General features: G+C 64.1%; 8 protein-coding genes. 2 read left to right on the top strand and 6 right to left on the bottom strand.

Annotated features, from left to right (window positions below):
* The first annotated feature begins 146 nt into the window (after positions 1-146).
* Positions 147-1037, top strand: coding sequence for a LysR family transcriptional regulator (locus BM338_RS14300; RefSeq protein ID WP_090451776.1), 891 nt, complete (start codon positions 147-149; stop codon positions 1035-1037).
* A complete protein-coding gene (locus BM338_RS14295; protein ID WP_090451774.1) occupies positions 1034-1948 on the top strand; it encodes a class I SAM-dependent methyltransferase in 915 nt (304 codons plus the stop codon). Before BM338_RS14300 ends, BM338_RS14295 begins: the two co-directional genes overlap by 4 nt.
* A 41-nt stretch (positions 1949-1989) precedes the next feature.
* Here BM338_RS14295 and BM338_RS14290 read toward each other — a convergent pair whose 3' ends face one another.
* The 6 genes from BM338_RS14290 to BM338_RS14265 form a co-directional block, all read right to left on the bottom strand.
* Positions 1990-2889 (bottom strand): type II secretion system minor pseudopilin, encoded by a 900-nt coding sequence (locus BM338_RS14290; protein WP_177229354.1) that lies wholly within the window; start codon positions 2887-2889, stop codon positions 1990-1992.
* Between the two features lie 5 nt (positions 2890-2894).
* The gene (locus tag BM338_RS14285) at positions 2895-3575 is read right to left on the bottom strand and encodes a prepilin-type N-terminal cleavage/methylation domain-containing protein (protein WP_177229353.1); all 681 of its coding nucleotides are present in this window, start codon (positions 3573-3575) and stop codon (positions 2895-2897) included.
* Positions 3572-4048: a prepilin-type N-terminal cleavage/methylation domain-containing protein gene (locus tag BM338_RS14280; protein WP_090451768.1), complete on the bottom strand. Its 477-nt coding sequence runs from the start codon at positions 4046-4048 to the stop codon at positions 3572-3574. Before BM338_RS14280 ends, BM338_RS14285 begins: the two co-directional genes overlap by 4 nt.
* A 99-nt stretch (positions 4049-4147) precedes the next feature.
* The gene (locus BM338_RS14275; protein WP_177229352.1) at positions 4148-5401 is read right to left on the bottom strand and encodes a substrate-binding domain-containing protein; all 1254 of its coding nucleotides are present in this window, start codon (positions 5399-5401) and stop codon (positions 4148-4150) included.
* A gap of 224 nt (positions 5402-5625) precedes the next feature.
* Complete coding sequence (locus BM338_RS14270) at positions 5626-6027, bottom strand: hypothetical protein (protein WP_143109305.1); 402 nt, start codon at positions 6025-6027, stop codon at positions 5626-5628.
* A 105-nt stretch (positions 6028-6132) separates the two neighbouring features.
* Complete coding sequence (locus tag BM338_RS14265) at positions 6133-19239, bottom strand: filamentous haemagglutinin family protein (protein ID WP_090451763.1); 13107 nt, start codon at positions 19237-19239, stop codon at positions 6133-6135.
* Positions 19240-19370 lie beyond the last annotated feature (131 nt).

Here is a 19370-nt window from a genome sequence, read left to right as displayed (position 1 = left end):
CCTCGAAGTGATGTGTTGTGGGAGCCGGTGTGCGGTCATGAGACCGCGCTCTGCTCAACATCCGGACGAGGAAATCATGGGCCCACACCATGGGTGGGATAAAGACGGTATTGTGGATAACATTGATCCACTAATGGAGCAATGCGATGGAACTCCTGAACGATATGGCCTTGTTCGTCGAGGTCGTCAAAGCCAAGGGCTTTCGTGGCGCCTCCGAGGCCACCGGCGTTCCGAACTCCACGCTCTCGCGACGCATCAGCGCGCTGGAAAAAGCCATCGGCCTGCGCCTGCTGCACCGTACGACGCGCAAGGTCGAACTGACCGAGGCAGGTCAGATCTATTTCGAGCGCTGCAAGCGCATCGTTGATGAAGCCCGACTGGCGCACGAGCAATTAGGCGAGATGCTCGCGCAACCCAGCGGCGTGTTGCGTGCATCGCTGCCCGTGGATTTCGCGATCATCTACATGGCGCCATTGATCGCCGAATTCGCGGAGCGATATCCCGGCATCACTTTCGATCTTGACCTCACACCACGGCAGGTCGATCTGGTCAGCGAACCTTTCGATATAGCGATTCGCATGGGCGAGCCAGCGAGCTCGCAACTGATCGCGCGCCCGCTGGCGTCTCTCGTGCCCCGCCTTTACGCGTCGCCACGCTACCTTGAGCGATCGGGCGAACCGAAAGAACCCGCCGACCTTGAGCGGCAAGAATGCCTGAACATCCTCAAGGCCAGTTCGTGGACGTTGTACCGGGGAAAAGAGTCGATCCAGGTCGCAACCAGCAGCCGCTTTACACTCAATAGCGTCGGCTTGATACGCCGCATGGCGGCACTCGACTCGGGCATCATTCTGGTGCCGGAAGAAGTCGTCACGGATGATCTGGCTGCTGGGCGACTGACCCGAGTGCTCAGCCACTGGCACGGCAAACCCACACCTGTTTATGCACTGACGGAAACCCGACTGCTACCGGCAAAAACGCAGCGCTTTATCGAATTTCTGCGTGAGCGGCTGGGACGAACCGGAGAGATACTCCATTGAATGAGGCCACCTCCAAAGAACTCGCAGCAAGCCTCGTTGCCATCGCTCAAGGCAATACGGGACATGCGCAAAAGTTGTTGGAAGCCACGGCAGGACAAGGCTCTCTACTGGCGCGCGCCCTTGCGGATCTGCTCGTCGAGGGAGCGCGCAGCACCGTCTACGATCAACCCGCCGCGTTCGAGGCCTTCATACGCGGCGGCGACAACGTGCCGCTCTATGCGGCGGTGAGCGCCGCGCTCGCGCATCTCTACGACTCATTCGCCGTGAACACCCTGCTCGACGTGGGCTGCGGTGATGGCATGGCCTTGATACCGGCGCTCGCTCAAAGCGGCAACATCCCCGGGCGCCTGGACCTGGTGGAGCCATCACCTGCCTTGCTCTCGCACGCCACCAAACAGCTGACTTCCTCCGCACTGCTGCAGCACGACCGCATACGAACGTGGCCGATGACGGCGCAGGCGTTCTGCGATGCGCTTGAACCAGCCATGCAATGGGATTTGGCACAGGCCAGTTTTTCGCTGCAGAACTTGCCGCCGGCGGAGCGGGAGCACACCCTGCGGCGCCTGCGTCCGCACATCCGCCGACTGGCCTTGATCGAGTTCGACGTGCCGCCGCTGGCGTATGGCACCGAGGCGTATTTCAGCTCGCTGGCCCAGCGCTATGAACGCGCCCTTCGTGGCTATGGTGACGACGCGCCACTTATCGCAGGCGGCTTCCTTGCGCCCATGCTGCTGGGTCAGGTGCGACAGACCACCAAACCTTCCAATTGGGAGCAACCCATCAGTGCGTGGGGCGAAGAACTGCGGCGTGCTGGCTACGCCGTGCTCAGTACCGAGAAGCTGTTCGACTACAGTTGGTCACCCGCAGTGTTGGTGCTCGCGGAGCCGAGCACTTCAGCCTATGGAGAGTGACGTGAGCCGGTCGCCTTCACACGATCACTGAAGACGATCGACTACTCCGCCCCGTCTTCCTGCCATCGTAAAACGCTGTATCCCAGCCCATCCCGCAGCGCCGTCAACCGGAACGTGACGATCACTCTCGCCTTCGTCCCCTGCCCATCAACCGCCGACGCGACGACTGTCCTCACCTGTCCGCCACGCCATGCACCGGCCGCCTGTCCGTTCGGCAATGTCGGCGGCGGCGTACGTGTGGACAGCAGTGCGCGTTGTGCCACGTAGCGCTCCGCTTTGGCCATATCCATCTGGGGCATACTCGCCAGCACCAGCGGTGGAGCCAGCGCTGGCGTCGGCTCCGCGCGACGCGACCATACAGTGATCGCGGGCGCAAGCTTGCGATACAGAGCCGGCGTCATACCCAGCACCGTCTGTAATTGCTCGGGCATGTCGAACTCGCGATAGCGCGGCCCGACTTCCAGCCCGGCCGCTGCGTAACGCTTCGTTCCTTCTTCGCGGAAAAGCTTCGCACCGGCGTCGCGCGTTTCCTGGATGTTCGCCGCCAGCCGCGTGGCCGACGCTTCATCCTGGCCCGCTGCCATGAACAAGCGCTGCAGCAAGCGCGGATCGGCGGCATTGATGTCCACCTTGCCAAGCTCGTCCTGGATGCGAATGTCGATGTCGTGATTCTCGATATGGAAGCTGTATGGACGACCGTCGCCGACCCAGCGTCCACCGCTCCTGCTGACGCATTCGGCCAGCGCGCGCATCGCGCCGGCCTCGGCGAGGTAACGCAACTGCACGCGACTGGAGAGATAGCGGGTCTGGATGGATTCGGTGCGCGCCAGGGTGGCGAAACCGCCGAGCAGGACCGCCAGCAGCGTGCAGGCCCATAGCACCACCAATAGCGCGATGCCGCGTTCACGGCGGCAGCCCGCGCACGACCGCGATGCTTTCATGCCACTCATGGTTTCGACCCGTCCGGCAAGGCCCTCGCCAGCGCGCCCACGTTGATCGCATAAGGATTCTGGCGGATCGGTGCCTGCAGCCATAGCCACGCCGTGGTTTTGTCGCGGTCCGGCTTTTCGCGCTCCAGCTCGACGGTCACCAGCTCGGGCATGCGCCCGGCGATGTTCCACTGGTCGCGCCATTGCGCATCCATGCCTTCACGCTCCCGGCCGTAATAGCGGAAGCGTCCACCGCTCACTCCCGCGACAAGTACCTCGGGCTCGAACCCCACGCCCGCTCCACCTGGTGCAAGCGGCGCGCTGCCCAGTTGCAGCTTCAGCTTGCCCTTGCCGTCGTCCACCAATGCCAGTGCCTGCAGCTGAGGACCCGCCCGATCGAGATAGCCCGGCAGCGGCGCGACGAAATGCATGTTCCGTGGCCCACCCTCGAACACCACGCCATTCCCTTTCGGGTCCAGCTTCCAAGGCAACGCACGCGCCTGCAACAGATCGCGGCGCAGAAACTGTTGCAACGACCTCGCCTGATCGTTGCGTTCCAGCGCGGCTGACCCCGAGTTCACCGAGCGCGTCGCGGTCTGGATGGCGTAGAAAACGCCGAGCAGGAGCATGCTGAGCAAGGCCAAGGCGCTGAGCACTTCGAGCAGAGTGAAACCTCGAGCGGGAAGACGGCCTGTCATGGCGTCGCCTTTTTTACGGTCCGCAATGTCACGTACTTCAATTCCCGCGGCCGCCGCGCATCGCCCCACAGCACATACAACTCCACGCGGTACAGCGTCAAGGTGCTGTCCGGCGGCAAGTCGTCGCCCTGCCATGGCGCCACGCGCAGGTGCCAACGGAAATCGCGATCGAACACGCCTTCGCGCTCGCCAAGGGTCAGCGGCTCGGCGATGCCCAACGCGTCGAGCTTGCCTTGCGCCAGCATGTCCGCCCGCGTCGTCTGCCCAAGTTTGTCGGCGAGATTGAGCGAGGCGCTGGCCACGCGCATCAGCGCGCCAACGGCAATGGCGAGCAGCAGGATGGCGGCGATGACTTCAAGCAGGCTGAAGCCGCGAGCGGAGGAACGAGGAACAGCGAACAGAGAACGGGTGGACGTGCGCCGCCGTAGAGCCGTTTCCCGTTCCCCGTTACCTATTCCCAGTTTCCGCTTCATCTCCCCAACCTATTCCGCCTTCATGACAGCCAAACGCGCAAAAACGCAGGAGAGGCAAGCCTCTCCTGCGCGTTCCACGGCAAGTGGAACCATCTTCGATCAGTTGATGACGCAGCCGTCGATCTGGGTCTGCGTGATCGGAGCGGTGAGGAACGCCAGACCAGTACCGGCACCGATGGTGCCAGTAGCGGAGACGATTGAACTGTTGTACGGAGCACCCAGCAGCTTGCGCACGTTAGCCGCATCTGCTCCGTTGCCTTCGCTGCTGCCCAGCAGGTAGGACACGGCAACAATCGGATAGCCCGCAGCCGGCGTGGCATAGGCATTCGGCTTCACCAGAGCGATGCAGCTGGTGGTCGGCGCACCGGAGATCGGACCGAAGGTCGGACGACCGGTGTTTGCATCCACGCCAGTGATGGCATTGTTGTAGACCACGTCGGCGCTGTTGATGGTCACCTTGTGCGTCGTCGCATCGCCGAGGTCGGCGGCTGGGTCCTTGCCGTTGACGAGCGCGATATTGCCGGCCACGGCCAGCGCGTTGGCGGCTTCGGCATAGCCGATGTAGCCATCGTCAGCGCTATTTACGATGGTGTTCACGACATTGGCGTTGCCACTCTGACCGTTCCAGGACGCGCCCGGCAAGCTGTACAGCGAGACTGCGCTGGAGAAGGCCTGGTCCGTCTTGAAGTGCGCGGCCGGCGTGCCAGAGCAGTTGGCCGACAGGAAGTTGCTGAAACCGAAGCTCGTGCCGCTACCGTCGGCACGATAGACCACTTTGATGGTGTCGCCGGCCACTGGTGCCGCAACGCCCAGCTGGCTCCACTTGGTGGTGGTGCCGTTGAAGATGCTGCACACCTGCGCCGAAGTCAGGCTCAGCTGGGTCGACAGATTGTCGTTGCGATACACGATAGCGATGCCGCCGGCTACCGCCGGGAACTGCAGCGGACGGCTGGTGCCACGATGGCCGGTGTAGTTGGTGTAGTCAGTCGTCGACAGCGGCGAATCCGAGCCGGCGAAGTTCGGCTGGGTCAGGGTGGTGCGGTTCACCAACGCGTTGGCCGCACCGAAATCGGTCGGCGACGGGCTGTCCGCGCACTGGCCCTGCACGCTGGTCACGCCAGCCAGAACGTTCTTGCCCGCGCCGCTGCCGGTCTGGCAGTAGGACGCCGGCGTGCCCGTCACGCTCTTGTAGGCACCAAGCAAGGAGTTGGCATCCGGAGATGCATTCAGGCGATGCGTCACAGTACCGACGTAGCCGACGGCCGGTAGGGTGGCACCACCGCCCACCTGGATGGCGGCGTGAGCCGAGGAGGCAACGATGGCCAATACGAGGGCGCCCGCAAGCTTGTTCATGCGGGTATTTCCATTGAACCCGAAGATCATGACATACCCCTACTTTGAGATTACCTCCGGAGTGGAGGCCTGCGATTTTTTACAGACTCGGAGTGACACACCGATTAAAAACATATGTAATTGAAAATGTCCTATCGATGACTTTAATTTTCCAAATAATCCAAATGACACACCCGAAGACTTAATAGACATAATCATCACGTCGCGCATACGAGAAAGTGTGATCAAGCACACAAATCGAATTCGCGCAGCATCGACACCACTTCGGGATCCAGCTCGCGCTCCTCGCGCAGTGCGCGCAGATCGGCACCGCCAAGTTCGCGCAAAACACTTCGTACAGACGCCCGCCGCCCCTCGCGGCACCACAAATTGAACACGCTCACCAGTAACGGCGCGGCGCTGTGCAGACCACGCTCACCCTGCGTCGTACGCCGCCGCAGACGCGTCTTCAATAGATAGGAAAGGCGCACATTGAGTGACGCTATGGGGGATTCGCTGATTTGCCGAACCAGCTCGTTGCTGCATTGATCAATCAACCGATCGGCCATTTTATCCTGACGCGCATCCAGTAATTGACGCAACGCCTCGGATAACGCGAACGCCTTGCCTCGACCAGGCTGCTGCACCGCTATTGCACTCCCTGCCGGATGGATTATCCGTATTCGCCGGATAAAATCCCACCAAGGGCGTTTCCATAATGGAAACACCCGATTATCGATGGCGATATCGATTTATTCCGCCAGCTGCTTGCGCTCTTCCGCCGTGAGCTGCTGTTTAGCCCGCGCACTCAGCACGCCGCTGCCCAGTACCTGCACCGGACTGCTCGGGTCGTAGCGCCGCGGCGCCCCCATGCCATTGTTGAGACTGGCGCTGCCATCGCCGAAACCTAGCACCTGCACCGAGATGACCGAGGGCAGCTTGCTGCGCGCGTCGTCCTGCTGCTGCCGCGCCATATCCTCGGCCGCCTTGGTTACCGCGCTAGCCGCGGCGCTCGCCGCGTTCAGCGCTCCCACATTGACCGATTGCGCCACCGGCACGCCGATCTTTTCGCCCTGCACCTGGATGTTGTCGGCGTTGGCTACCCGCGCCGCGGCCACAATCAGGTTGCCCGAGACACGGATGCCGGCATCGCCTGCATCCACCGTGCCGCGCGGCGCGATCAGATACACGCTGCCCTCCGGCGCGCCCGAAACAGTCTGCAGCGTGGCGATGCCCGCGCCGCTGACCTGCCCGCGTGCGTCGAGGCGACACCACGCGTCGATCGTGCACAGGTAGTTCGGCGGCGGGATCTCCGCCGTGGTCTTGGCGCCCTGGCCCGCATTGATGTCGCCGTTGGAACTCCATAGCACCAGGTCGCCGCCCTGTTCGGTGAACACGCGGCTCTGCGCCAGCAGCACGCTGCGGTCGGTGAACATGCGGATGGCGCCCTGCTCCAGCGTCAGCACACCCATGGTGTTGGGGCCTGCCTTCACGTTGCCCTGGCTGTCGGTGATGACCGGAGGTGCCGACGCGCTGCCCAGCAACGCCTGACCGCCGGGCCCGAGCACGGTGACGTCACCGCCCTGTTGGGTCTGGATGGTGGTGCCGCGGAGATCCAGATCGCCGGTGTCGACCGTGGTCTGCGCACCATTCAAGCCACCCTGGCCCAAACCATTGGCGGTGTAGCCGAAGCCGGCCGGGAACAGCGTGTCGATCGCCGCATAGCCGCGTGCGTACTGACTGAAGTACGGGCTGCTCTTGTCGTTGTAGTCCGCGCCCACCTTGGCGAGGATGGTGAACAGCGCCTTCGATACGAACTGCCGTTGTACGTAGTCTGGCTCCTGATTGAACAGGCGACGCGCTTCCTGCGGTGTCAGCTGGACCGTGATCTTGTCCTGCGCGTAGCCCGTATCCACCACGCGCCCAGCGACGCGACGTTCCATGAAGTCCACGAGTTCAGGCATCTGGCTGTCGACACCCGTGGCCGCGACGTCCACGTAGTGCGCCATGAAATCGGCGGTAGCCACGCCCGGACTGATCCCGTACAGCAGATTGATGTCCGCGCTTGCGTGGGGCAGATAGGGGTTGAACCGATTGCCGACCGCATCGATGCCCGTGTTCTCGGTTTTCTGCACGATCGCGGTGGCGACGGTCTCGCTCTGGCTGGTTAGCGGACCGATGTTGCGGCCTGCCTCGATCAGGAAACTGCCCGGACCGCCGAGCAGCAAGGCCGCGGCGAGCTGGTAGCTGCCGAGGTCCGTCGATCCACTCGGCAGGAAAGTCTTGTTGATCGGCAGGTCGTAAATGTCGCGACCAGCGGATACCAGCGTGACATCTGCGTCATGAGTCTGCTGCCCGAGCAGGGATAGGTTGACGATATCGCGGCCGGCCCGAACCAGCGCGGGCTTCGAGGGCGTCAACTGCAGCGAGCGGTACTGGAATCCGGCAGGCGACGGGATGCCGTCGACGATATCCCCGTGCAGCGCATACATGCGCACCGGCGCCGGATCGTCCGCGTGCAGCGGCGTCTTGGCATGAGCTAGGGTCCCAGCCACCTCGGTGCTGTCCAGATAACCCCGCAACCAGAGCCAGCCTAAGCTCGACTCCACCGACTCGTCGCCCCGCGGATGCAATGGCGAGGGCAGCAGGCTGTCTGGGGCATCGATCAGACCGAGGCCATAGGTGCTGCTGGCACCCGAGCCATCCTGCATGGTGGACACCTGCTGGCTCAACAGAACGTTCTGGTCGGCCAGCACGGTGAGGTTGCCCTGCGCCGAGGGATACAACGCACCGGCGCCGCGGATGTCCACGCTGCCCGAAGGCGCCGCCAGACTCAGCGTGGTCGGCAGGATGGCGCCGGGATTGTTGATCGTCTGGCTGCTCCCATAATCGAACAACGCACCCGGCAAGCGCAGGCTGTCGAAGACCACATTCCCACCGACGGCTTCCGCTCCAAACGAAGAGGCGGCGCTGTAGCTCTGCGCGTCGCCATGGGTGGCCGGCAAGATCGACGTGCCCGGGGAACCGCTGCGCTGATCAACAAACAGATACGACGGATTGTAGACACCGCCGATATCGGCGCCGGCGCGCGCCCGTACATCGAGCTGCGCATCCTGCAACGCGAACAGGGCGGAAACCAGCGTGGACTGGCCGGCATAGTTCGGATCGGTGGTCGGCGCCGTGTAGCGGAAATCCGCACCGATCGCACCGCCGGCCTCGACCTTGCCTTTGCCCTTGGCAACGAAATAGGTACCACTAAGGATATCGCCGCCGGCACGTACGTCGAGATTGCCGCCGCCGTAGGTGGTTACGCTCTGGCCGTCCGCGTTCGCTTTCCAAGTGGTCGGCAGCGAGACCGAGAGCTGGCGGATGTCGCCACCCGCGCTCACCGCCACATTGCCGCCGGCACTCATCACGCCCTGGCCGAAGTTGGCGAAATTGATCGACGAGGCCGAGCCGTCCGCCGCGTTGGCGGTCTGCATCCACGGCCACCAGTACTGCGAGATGTCAGTGCCGGCGGCCTTGGTAGCCGAGCCGTCCGCGTCGATCACCTGCTGGATGGCATTGATGTCGCCACGCGCGCTGAGCATCAAGTCTCCGCCATGCTCCGGATTTACCTGACCGGTGTTCAGCATGTACGGCGTGTTGGCAAGCTCGCTGATCCAGTTCGACCGGATCACCGACACGTTCGTATCCGTCGCGCTGCCCTGGGCCGGCGTTCCGGCCGTATAGACGGCCGTCGGCGCGGCTACATCCAGCCAGTTCACATTGCCACCGCTGACAATATCAATCGAGCCACTGCCGGTGCGCACCACCGCGGGCAGCAGCACGGCTTTGCCGTTGGTCTTGCTCTGTTGCCCGGTCGTGGTGTTGGGTGTGAGCGTATCAACTACGGCAAAGTGATTGTCCAGATTCACATCGCCAGCGCCGGCCACCGTACCTAACGGATCGACAGCGTCGACCTGCGCGCCCGCCACCAACCGATAGGAAGTGCTGGAACCACCAAGCAAGGTCGCTGAGGCCAGCGAGACGGGACTGCCCAGCGAAGGCATGTTGGACGGGCTGTTGTTCGCGGCGCTTGCGGGTACCGGCACGGCAGTGCCGCCCGAAGGCCTAGCTACGTCGGACTTCGGGGTGAACGGCGCATAGAACAACTGGCTGCCGAAAATCTGGTTGGCGACACTGTTGGCGACATACTTGAAGTAGTTGTTATGGCCGGTGATGTAGACCGCATAGTTCCCGGTGTACTTGGCGTAATCACTGTCCAGAGGTAGCAACAGCGGCGGCGGCGTAGTGATGCGCTTGGCGACCGGATTGGCGGCGAAGTTGGACTTCAACCAAGTCTGATACGCAGTGACATAGTCTTGATAGACCGGATAGTCCGCAGGGTTGATCTGCGTCAGGGTGCTGGGCTTGTAGACCAGAAAGCCTTTAGCCGTCGGGCCTCCGACGTTGTTGTACGCATACACCCAGGTGTTCGACTGCGTACCGTCACCCACTTCGCCGATGTAGGCCTCGTAGTTGGTGTAGTAGTCGCTCGACTGTCCCGTCAACGGTGCCTGTAGCGCCTGGTAATACGGATCGCTGGCGATACTGATGGTGCCGCCGCCGGGCGTGTAGCCCAGCGCGGCCGAACCGTCGCGCAACTTGATGGTGCCGTTCCACAAACCTTTCGCGTCAAGGAATTGCTGCGATTTCTGATAATCCGCCAAAGCCTTCGCGTAGAGCGGGTCGGTCGGATTGGCCTTGGGTGCGAACGGCGCATAGAACAACTGGGTGCCGAAGATCTGGTTGGCAACTTTGGTCAAGACATAGGTGAAATAGTTATTGTGGCCAGAAATGTAGGTCGCGTAGTCCGCCGTGTACTTCGTATAGTCGCTATCCAGCGGCAGCAGCAACGGCGGGGGCGTAGTAATGCGCTTGGCGACTGGATTGGTGGCGAAGTTGGACTTCAACCAAGTCTGATATGCAGTGACATAGTCCTGATAGACCGGATAGTCCACAGGGTTGATCTGCGTCAGGGTGCTGGGCTTGTAGACCAGAAAGCCTTTAGCCGTCGGGCCTCCGACGTTGTTGTACGCATACACCCAGGTGTTTGCCTGCGTACCGTCACCCACTTCGCCAATGTAGGCCTTGTAATTGGCGTAATAGTCGCTCGATTGTCCCATCAACGGTGCCTGCAATGCCTGGTAATACGGATCGCTGGCGATGCTGACGGTGCCGCCGCCGGGCGTGTAACCCAGCGCGGCCGAACCATCGCGCAACTTGATGGTGCCGTTCCACAAACCCTTCGCGTCAAGGAATTGCTGCGAGACGTTGTACCCGGCCAGTGCGTCGGCATAGCCATTGTCGGACACTGGCGGCGGAGGTGGTGCCGGCGGATTGGCCAGGGTCGCGCCATTGTTCTGCTGGTAGAAACCGTCGGTGATACTGGCCTGGAGATCCAGGTTGCCCGCCGCGCGCACGGTCAACATGGGCGCAAGGCCCTGGTAGCGATAGGCCAGCGCAATGCTGCCGTCAGGCTGCGTGATACCTGCGCCGAGGTTCCAGTTGGTGAGCACCGCGATGTCACCACCGCGCGTGCCGTTCGCCGGATTGACCAGCTCGATGCCCGGCCGCAGTTGCAGATTGGCGATGCTCGCGTAGCGGTTACCGAACACGTAGCCCGGCTGCTCCACGTAGCGCATCAGCGTGCCCGGACCCTTGCTCGCGTCGCCGTCGATATAGCCGTAGAAACCGGCGTGGTCGGTGTTGACCTGCTTCGGGATGAAATAGTTGTTCTGCAGGTATTGCTTCAACTGCGTAGCGTCGGCCGGCGTCGGCAGGATCTTGCCGCTGGCGTCGGTCCACGTGCCCGCAACCATGATCGGCGTACCGCCGTTGGCATTCGTGGCGTACCAGCCGGCCGGATCGATTAGGCCGTCGAAACGCTTGGACGGATCGCTCGAACCGCCCTGCGTGCTCCACCGCGCATACGGCTCCAGCGTCACCACGCGCGCGCCCTTGATGGCCGCGCCGCCGCCGTCCACCGCGATGCGCACGTCGTCATTAGCCAGCAGCGGCGCGCGCAGGCTTACCGAACCGCCCGAGAACGCGTCGGACGAACCGCCGGACACGTCGATGCGCGCCTGCGGTCCGAGATGGATATAGCCGGAGTCGGCGTACTGCACGTTCTGGTAGCCATAGTTGGCGTTGAACGTGCCATCGCCGGTGCCGCCCGTACCGATCACCACATCACCGCCGCGCTGCGCGGCGATGGCACTGGTGGCGATCAGGCTGCCCTCCACATCGACGCCGCGTTCGCCGTACAGCTCGATGCGGCTACCTGAATTGGCCGATGCATCGACGGTGCCGTCTATCGCCACCGTGCCGCCGGCTGCGCTGAGATAGACCTTCTGCGCGCGCAGCGTGTTGCCGGCCGACAGATGCAGATCACCCGTTCCGGTGGTGAGCTGGAACAAGCCAGTGGCGCCAGCAGCGGCCGCTTGCTGTGCGGTCGCGTCCAGATCCATCGCCGTACCGCTGCCCAGGGTGAGGTAGCCGCCGCGGTAACCGTCCTTGGCCTGCCCACGCAAGGTGCCAGCCAGCGAGAGCGACGCACCTGCCTCGGCATCTAGGCTGCCGGCATCGCCGCCGCCCGCCGCGCCCGAGAAATCGAGCGTAGCGCCCTGCCCGAGGCTGATGCCGCCGTGGTCGGCAATCAGCTTGAGCGCACCGCCCGCCGCATAGGTGGTGGTGTCGAAGAAAGTCTTGTTGACGCCGCCAACGGTCAGTAGCGCGCTATCGGTCACGGCCAGATCACCGCTGGTGGCGTGCACGTCGAGCTTGCCCGCAGGCGCGGCGATGGTGGTGCCGATCGACACGTTGCCGCCACTCAGGCTCAGCGCGCCGCCCATGGGTTCACCCGAGATCGCGCCGGCCGTACCGCCGACGCGCAGTGCGCCGGTGGTGATCAGTTGCGTATCCGCACCAGCGCCGGCGAGCAGCCACGGTGAGGTGAGGTTGACGTCCAGGCTGCCGAAGTCAAAGCGTCCTGTGCCCTGCCCTTGCATGCCCTGCGTCGCGGTAGCCGAGAAGCCGCCGAAGCCACGTAGGCCGATGTTGCCAGCGCCGAAGTCCACCTCATTCGCGCGCGCTGTGAATTGGCCCGTGCCGGCAACGAACGTACCGTTCGCCGCGCCCAGGTCGTTGGAGAGGCCGAGCTTGCCGGCTTCAATGTCCACCGTGCCGCCGTCGCTGGCAAAAGTGCCGGCGCTGAGATTCAGGTCGTGCGCCAAGTCGATGCGCACATCGCCGAGGAAGTTCATGTCGCCGCGGCTGCGCAGCGTGACGCTCTGCGCGCCGCGCAGCAGATCCAGCGTGTCGCGGCCGATCACAAAACCGTTCGCGCCGGCCGGTACGGTGGCGCCGTCCCCGAGGAAAGTGATGCGGTTGCTGTTGGCGTCGATGGCCTGCGCCGACAAGGCGGCGGAAGCGTCGACCGACGTGCTGCCGGTGGCATCGAGCGTAAGTGCCGCGCCGCCGTCGATGCGTGCACCTGCCCCAATCGTCAGCGCACCACCGGGGTTGGCGGAGATATTGTTGCGCACGATGCCCGCCGCGCCGTTCTGCGATACGCGCAGCAGCGCGCCGTCGCCGCTGACTGCGGCGGTCGACTGGCCGTTGGCGTCGGTGCCCGCGACGGCGCCGAACACCAGTGGCACGCTGCTCGCCCCGCTGCCTTGCCCGGTTGCCTTGAGCACGCTGCCGGATTCGAGCAACACGCCCTGCGCGCCGACTCTGGTGCCCCCATTGGCGACGAGCAGGATTTCCGCGCCCTGCAGCGGATGCGCAGCGTCGTTGGACAGCACCACGCTATCCGCCATGGTGGTGACGTGATCGCCATCGTCGCCAGTCTGGCGCGAGCCACCAAGCAGCAGGCTGCCCGCGCCCAGCGTGCTCAGGCCATCAGCCGAGAGCGTGAGGTAGCCATCGCCTGCACTCGTATCGGCGCCGACAACCTGGATGGCCTGCGCCGCGATGTCTACCTGCGAGCCACGGCCGCCCTTGGCTGGCGCCGCCGTGAGCGAAGTGCCGAGATCGAGCGTACGGGTAGCAGCGAGCGTCAGGCGGCCAGCGTCGGCAGCCACCGCCGGCGCGACCTTACCGGCCTTGTTCGCGAGACTGGTGAAGAACGTGTCCGCGTCGCTGAGGCGATATTGCGAGTACTGCTGCCACACCTTGCCCGACTGCGCCAGGAAGGTGGTGTTGCGCGCGTCGTGCGCGCCGCTCAGCGCGTCGGCGAAATAGCCGCTGACCGCCAGTGTGCCGTCCGGCTGCACCGCGTTGCTGCCTAGCACGCTATCCCTGGCGCTAGTGTCCTGTACCACGCGGAAAGCGCCAGGCAGCGTCGCGTAACGCGCCGGCAGCAGCGTGTAGTAGCCCGCCGGGAGACCGGGTGCACCGGACAGATACACCGACTGGCCCACTGCCGGGCCTGCGCCGCCCTGCTTGGCGAAGGCCGCGTCGGATGCCGCCACCGGCGCGCTGTAGCCCGGCAGGATCGCGTAGATCGCGCGGCCGTCGGCGTATTGCGGTATCTGGGTGCCGGCGGTGCTGTTCTGATAGGTGGTGCTGTATTGCGCCAGCACGTCGCGCGTGCCGCCGGTACCAGCAACCCATTCGGCCGCCTGCAGGTGACCGCCACCGGAAAGGTCAATGCCGGCGCCTGCATCGAGCGCAAGGTCGGCGCCGTTGAGGGAGATCTGCTTCGATGGTGGCGCGGTGAGGTCCGGCGCGTCGTTGAAAGGGTCGGCGCTGTAACGCCACTGCACGCCGTCGATGGTGCTGCCGTAGGGTACGGTGACACCATCCAACGAGACTGAAGTCAGGCTGCCCGGCGCCAGATGTACCGATTGCGTGGCAGTGAGCGGGAACAGCTTGGGATCGGCGCCTAACGCCGTTGCCTGCGCGGCCGCATCGGTCACGCCAATGATCAGATTGCCGGACGGCGCGCGCAGCGTGCCCTGCTGTTCGATGTGGTTTGCGCTGAGCAGCAGTGTGCCGCCCGCTGACAGCGGCGTTTGGCTGCTCCCATTGGGCAGAATGATCAGCGTGGTCTCGATCGCGTTGCCGCTCGCGTCCTTCAGGCCCGAGCCATTGGCCACGATGGCAAAGCGATAGTCCGTGGCCGGGTAGAGCTGGGCCGCCTTGAAACTCAGGTTGCCGGTACTGAACAACAGGCCTGGGCGCGGCTTGCCGTTGGCATAGGCGAGCAATGGGGGCGCCTGGAAACGGATGTCGCCTGCGGACTCAAAATCCGCTTCACCCCAGCTTTGCAGATTCAGCCAGCCGCCGATGTCGATGAAGTTCGCGTCCAGCGAAAGCTTGCCATCGCCGGCCATGGCCACGGGCGCCGCAGTCTGCACCACGCCGCCGGTGAGGCTCACATAAGGTGCCTTGATGCTGACCTGACCGTTGCCGCTGGCGTAGCCGTTCGCCGTGGAGAGTAGCGTCGTGGCTCCAGCTGGCAGCACCTGGATCGCCGGCGTATTGGCGATGAAGGCGCGCCCCAGCGAAAGGTTCACGTCACCGGCGAAACCCAGCGGCACGGCGGTGGCCAGATCGAGCGAGCCAGCCTGGGATGGATCGGGACCGATCACCAGCGTGTCGATGCCCGAACCTTTGAGGCGGTCCGCGGCGAAATGCACTACGCCGGACGGCGTTCCGGTTTCCACTCCGCTATCAGGCTGCGCATCTTGCGGCACCAGCAGACCCGACTGTTGGATCAGTACACCGCTTGCTCGTGGCGCGGTCAGCTGTCCGGGTCTTCGGCCGAGACCGAGCAGAGTAAGCGTGCCTCCTTCAGCCGCTGCCGCGCCGCCGGTCGCCTGCAATTGCCCGTCGAAGTAGAGACCCGCCGCGGCACCCAGCGTGACGTTGCCTGCGTCGCTCCATACCGGCGTACCGAGATAGCGCGTGGTGTTGCCCAGGCCGGAGGGATCCCTGATCGGCAACTCAAAGCGATCCGCCGTACCCGAAACATCGATGCGGCTGCCCTGTTGCGCGACGACGTACCCACCACTTCCCTTCAACGAGACATTGCCGCCGTCCAGCACCACGCCTGTGCGCGGCACATGTGGTGTGCCATCCGGACCGGCAACAGGAGCCGCCCAGGGATCGGTCAGCGCGATGCCGGAAGCATCCAGCAGGGCGGACTCACTCAGCCATACGCGCTGCGTCATCTGCGGCAGGCCAGACGCACGCGTCAACTGTTTGGTGGAAACGTCGATGCCACCGCCATGCGCGGTCAGTGTGCCCAGCACGGTCGTGGCCTGCGTGCCGGCCAAAGCCAGGTTGCCGCCTGCATCCACGTCGATCCCAGCGCCATTGCCGACCAGCACCGAACCGCTGACACCCACATACTGCGGTGCGCCTTTCGAAGGATCCTGGGGATTGACCAACCAGTCCAGGTACTGACCGGCGCTGAGCGAGAAACCCGTACCGGCGCTGCTGTTGCGCGTCACGTAGCGATGATAGGCATCAAGCGCACCCACGGTGGCGTACACGCCGTTCGGGTGCGTGACGTCCTTCGCATAGAGATCGCTGCCGGTCGGCGCAATCAGCAAGGCCTGGTAGTCCGGCAGGAAGTTGTTGCGCGTGACGCGCACCTGCGTGCCCGGCGCGACGATGCCGTCCGTGATGGCGGTGAGCTTGTACTGATCGAAACCCTGGCCCGAGAAGAAAGCCGGATCAAGGTACAGGCCATTGGCCATCGGCATGGCCGCGCGATCGCCACCGATCTGGATGTAGTTCGCCTGCAGCGACAGCGTGCCGCCACCGCCAAAGCCATAGCCGAGCAGCGTGCCGTCCAGACGCAGTTCGCCACCATCGAGTTGGGCAGGCTGAGGGAGCAGAGCGTTCGCGTTGCCGTAGGTAACAAGGCTGACGTCACCACCGCGGCCAGTGGGCACGCCGTTTTTCTTCTGTACCTGCGCATCGCCCCCCACGTAGCCACCGCTGGAGACATCCAGCGTACTGCCTGCTTCCAGCAGCACTGAACCGGTGAGGTCCTTGTTGCCGGCGCTATTGGCGATGTTCGTGGAAAGACTGATGCTGCCGCCGTTGATATAGCGGTCACCCACGCGCTGGTCGGCGGTCAGTCCGCTGTCGTTCACCCATAAGCCGCGCGTGCTCAGCGTGGCCCCTTTGCCAATGGTGATGTCGGGACGCAGCAGGCTGCCGTCCGCCGCCTGCATGGATGGCGTCTGCACACCCGGACCGGTTGAGGCGATGCTGATCGAACCGGCCGGCGCACGAATGTCGCCGAGCACGGTGATGCGGTTGGCACTGATGTCCACACTGCCGCCCGGCCGCAGCTCGAGTGTGCTGCCGGCCTGCTGCAGGATCTGCGAGCTGCTGTCACCCGTGGAGAGTTTCACCGTCGCGAAGCCGCCATCGCTCAGCATGCCGGTCGAGATTGGCAGCCACCAGCGTAGGTCAGCGTCGTGGCCGGTGTCTGCCGGCTGGGCGGCGATGACGGTGTCCCAGGTCGTGTCCGCGTTGAAGCCCGGCACCAGCTTGTCCAGCATCAGGGCGGATTGCTGCAGCAGGATGCCCGGCGTGTAGGTGAAGCGCACATCAGTCGCCAATGCCGACGGCAGATCGAATTCAAAATTGCCGCCAGAAGGCTGCTTGCCCTGCCCCACTTGGTTGCGACCAGCGAAGGCCTGCGCGGTCATGTCGGCGTCCAGTACCAGTGCCTTCGAGGCCTGTACTGCAAGCTTGCCGGCATCGCCGCCCGTGACAAAACCGGGATCCCATCGGCGAGTGCCGCCAAGCAGCTTGTCGTTGAAGGTCTGACTGATGCCCCAGCGCGGATGGTCCATGGTGAACTGGCCGGCGAAGCCGACGTAGGTCATGTCGGGGTCGGCCGCCGCGATGTCGTACACGCGGCCGTTGGCGCCGAGCAGATTGGGCGTTTCCACCCAGCCGGGCTGGTACGAAAGGAAACCGCCATTGAGGTTGACCTGCGAGCCGGAGCGCAGGATCACCTCGCTGCCGTACAGCGACAAGTTGCCGCCCTTGGTTATCAGCTGCTCGACGGTGCGCGGCACGTTGTCCACGTAGCCGGCCACATTGAGGATGGGGCTACCCACCCAGCCCAGGCCATCCGCACGCGTGCCGCTCTGCGTACTGTCGACCGCAACGTCTTTCTGGCGGTAGAGAAAACCGTCGCGCAGCAACGGTGAATTGGCCAGCTCGTTCTGGCCGATGCGCGATACGTTGACCAGCAGCGCCGACATCGGCAGCACGACGTCGGCAAGACCGGATACGTCGATGATCGCGCCACTGTCCACATAGACGCGTCCGGCGGTCGGGGAAGTGTCTAGCGCGTACGCATGGGCCGCGATGGCCACAGCGGCACCCGGCGCCTCCAACAACGAACCGGATTGCAAACTGACCGTGGCGCCGTCCAGCGACAGCGCGCTGCCCTTGAACGCGGCATTGGCCGCGGCGCTCGATGAGGTGGTAGTACCGTCCTTCTCCGGCAGCACCGCGGTTACCGAACCCGGGGCCAGCACCAGCGTGCCACCGCGGGTGAAGTTCAAGCTGCTCCCGTTGCCGGCCGCCTGATCGCGTGCATTGAGCTCGATGCTGCCTGGATAGGCCACGCTGGTTGACGCCAGCGCCACGCCGGCCTGTGTCACGTCGTGGCCAACCATGTGCACGCCGCCGCGGCGGGCCTGGATCAGACCCGTGTTGACGACACTGCCCATGAAGCCGTTGATGCCCTGGCCATCGTACGAGCCGGCGATCTGCAAAGTGGCGCCGCCATCGGCACCGGCCGGGTTGTAGAACGCTGTACCGCCAGCCAGGATCGCCTGCCCGTCGTCGGTCACGATGACGCCCGCATTGGACACGTGCGGCGCGGCCACCAGCGCGAAACCCTGCTTGCCGGTGGTGATGTTCGCGCCCTTCTCGATCACGACATCGTGGTTGCGTCCATCGGTGAAGACCCCATCCATCAAGAGTGAGGAAGTCGAATTCTTGTCTGCGATGCCCCCATTGAGAAAGCGCGTATTGCTCGTCGCCACGTCCCCGTTAAACAAGTTCAACGAACTCGCGAGCAACGAACGCGTATTCACCTGGCTACCTGCGCCAAACAGAATGCCGTTGCGATTGAGCAGGTAGATCGAACCCTCGGCCTTGATCTGGCCAAGGATCTGGCTGGGTACGCCGGACGGATCCTGGATGCGGTTGAGCGCGATCCAGTCGTTGGCGCCACTGGATTGATTGCCACCACTCTGGTTGAAGTACAGCGTGGTGTTGCGGCCGACGTTGAAGCTGTCCCAGGTCATGATCGCCTTGGCGGCGGTCTGCTTCACCTCGACGGTGGTCTTGCCCGCGGCGGCGGTTTGCACTGGCGCGTTGGCGTTCTGCCACAGCAAGGGATTACTGGCGAGACTGGCGGCGACTTGCAGTCCGCCGGCGGCGAGTCCGTCCGGCACCGGCGAGCTCAGTTGCTGTGCCGCTTGCTGTGCCGCCTGCTGGGCACTCAGCTGTGCCGCTACGGCTTGCGCAGCGTTGTTGAGATTGGCAATGGATTGCTGCACCACGCGCTGCTGCAGCAACTGTCCCGAGGTCTGCGCCGCAAGCCCGGTCGGTACCGGTGTGGTGACGTTACCGGTAGCCGGCGCGCCGACCTGGCCGCGCTGGCCGGCCAGCCAGGCTTGGCTCAGTGGCGGATTGCCTGCGTGAACCTGCATGGCTGCGCCCATCGCCAGGGCCGCGGCGATCCATTGGGCCAGCGGCCTGCGCCCCAGTGCGCCACGCGGTGATGCCTTGACTACGTCGACGGACTTGAGCGGCTTGATCACGAGACCCTCATCTCTTTCATTTGTTGTGAAACGCGCGATCCGCAGGGCATTCAGGCATGCGGATCGCTGTTGCAAAGGCGCAGCTTCTCGGAAGTAAAGACATCCGTTTCGCGACGCGACTGAACTGTTGT

The organism is Dyella sp. OK004 (genome assembly GCF_900114495.1).
GTDB lineage: Bacteria > Pseudomonadota > Gammaproteobacteria > Xanthomonadales > Rhodanobacteraceae > Dyella_D.
The sequence above is the reverse complement of the archived record's forward strand: the minus strand, read 5'-3'. Positions and strand labels throughout refer to the sequence as shown.

Coding starts and splice junctions, on each gene's coding strand:
- BM338_RS14300 (WP_090451776.1), top strand. CDS start 147: ATGGAACTCCTGAACGATATGGCCTTGTTCGTCGAGGTCGTCAAAGCC.
- BM338_RS14290 (WP_177229354.1), bottom strand. CDS start 2,889: ATGAAAGCATCGCGGTCGTGCGCGGGCTGCCGCCGTGAACGCGGCATC.
- BM338_RS14285 (WP_177229353.1), bottom strand. CDS start 3,575: ATGACAGGCCGTCTTCCCGCTCGAGGTTTCACTCTGCTCGAAGTGCTC.
- BM338_RS14280 (WP_090451768.1), bottom strand. CDS start 4,048: ATGAAGCGGAAACTGGGAATAGGTAACGGGGAACGGGAAACGGCTCTA.
- BM338_RS14275 (WP_177229352.1), bottom strand. CDS start 5,401: ATGAACAAGCTTGCGGGCGCCCTCGTATTGGCCATCGTTGCCTCCTCG.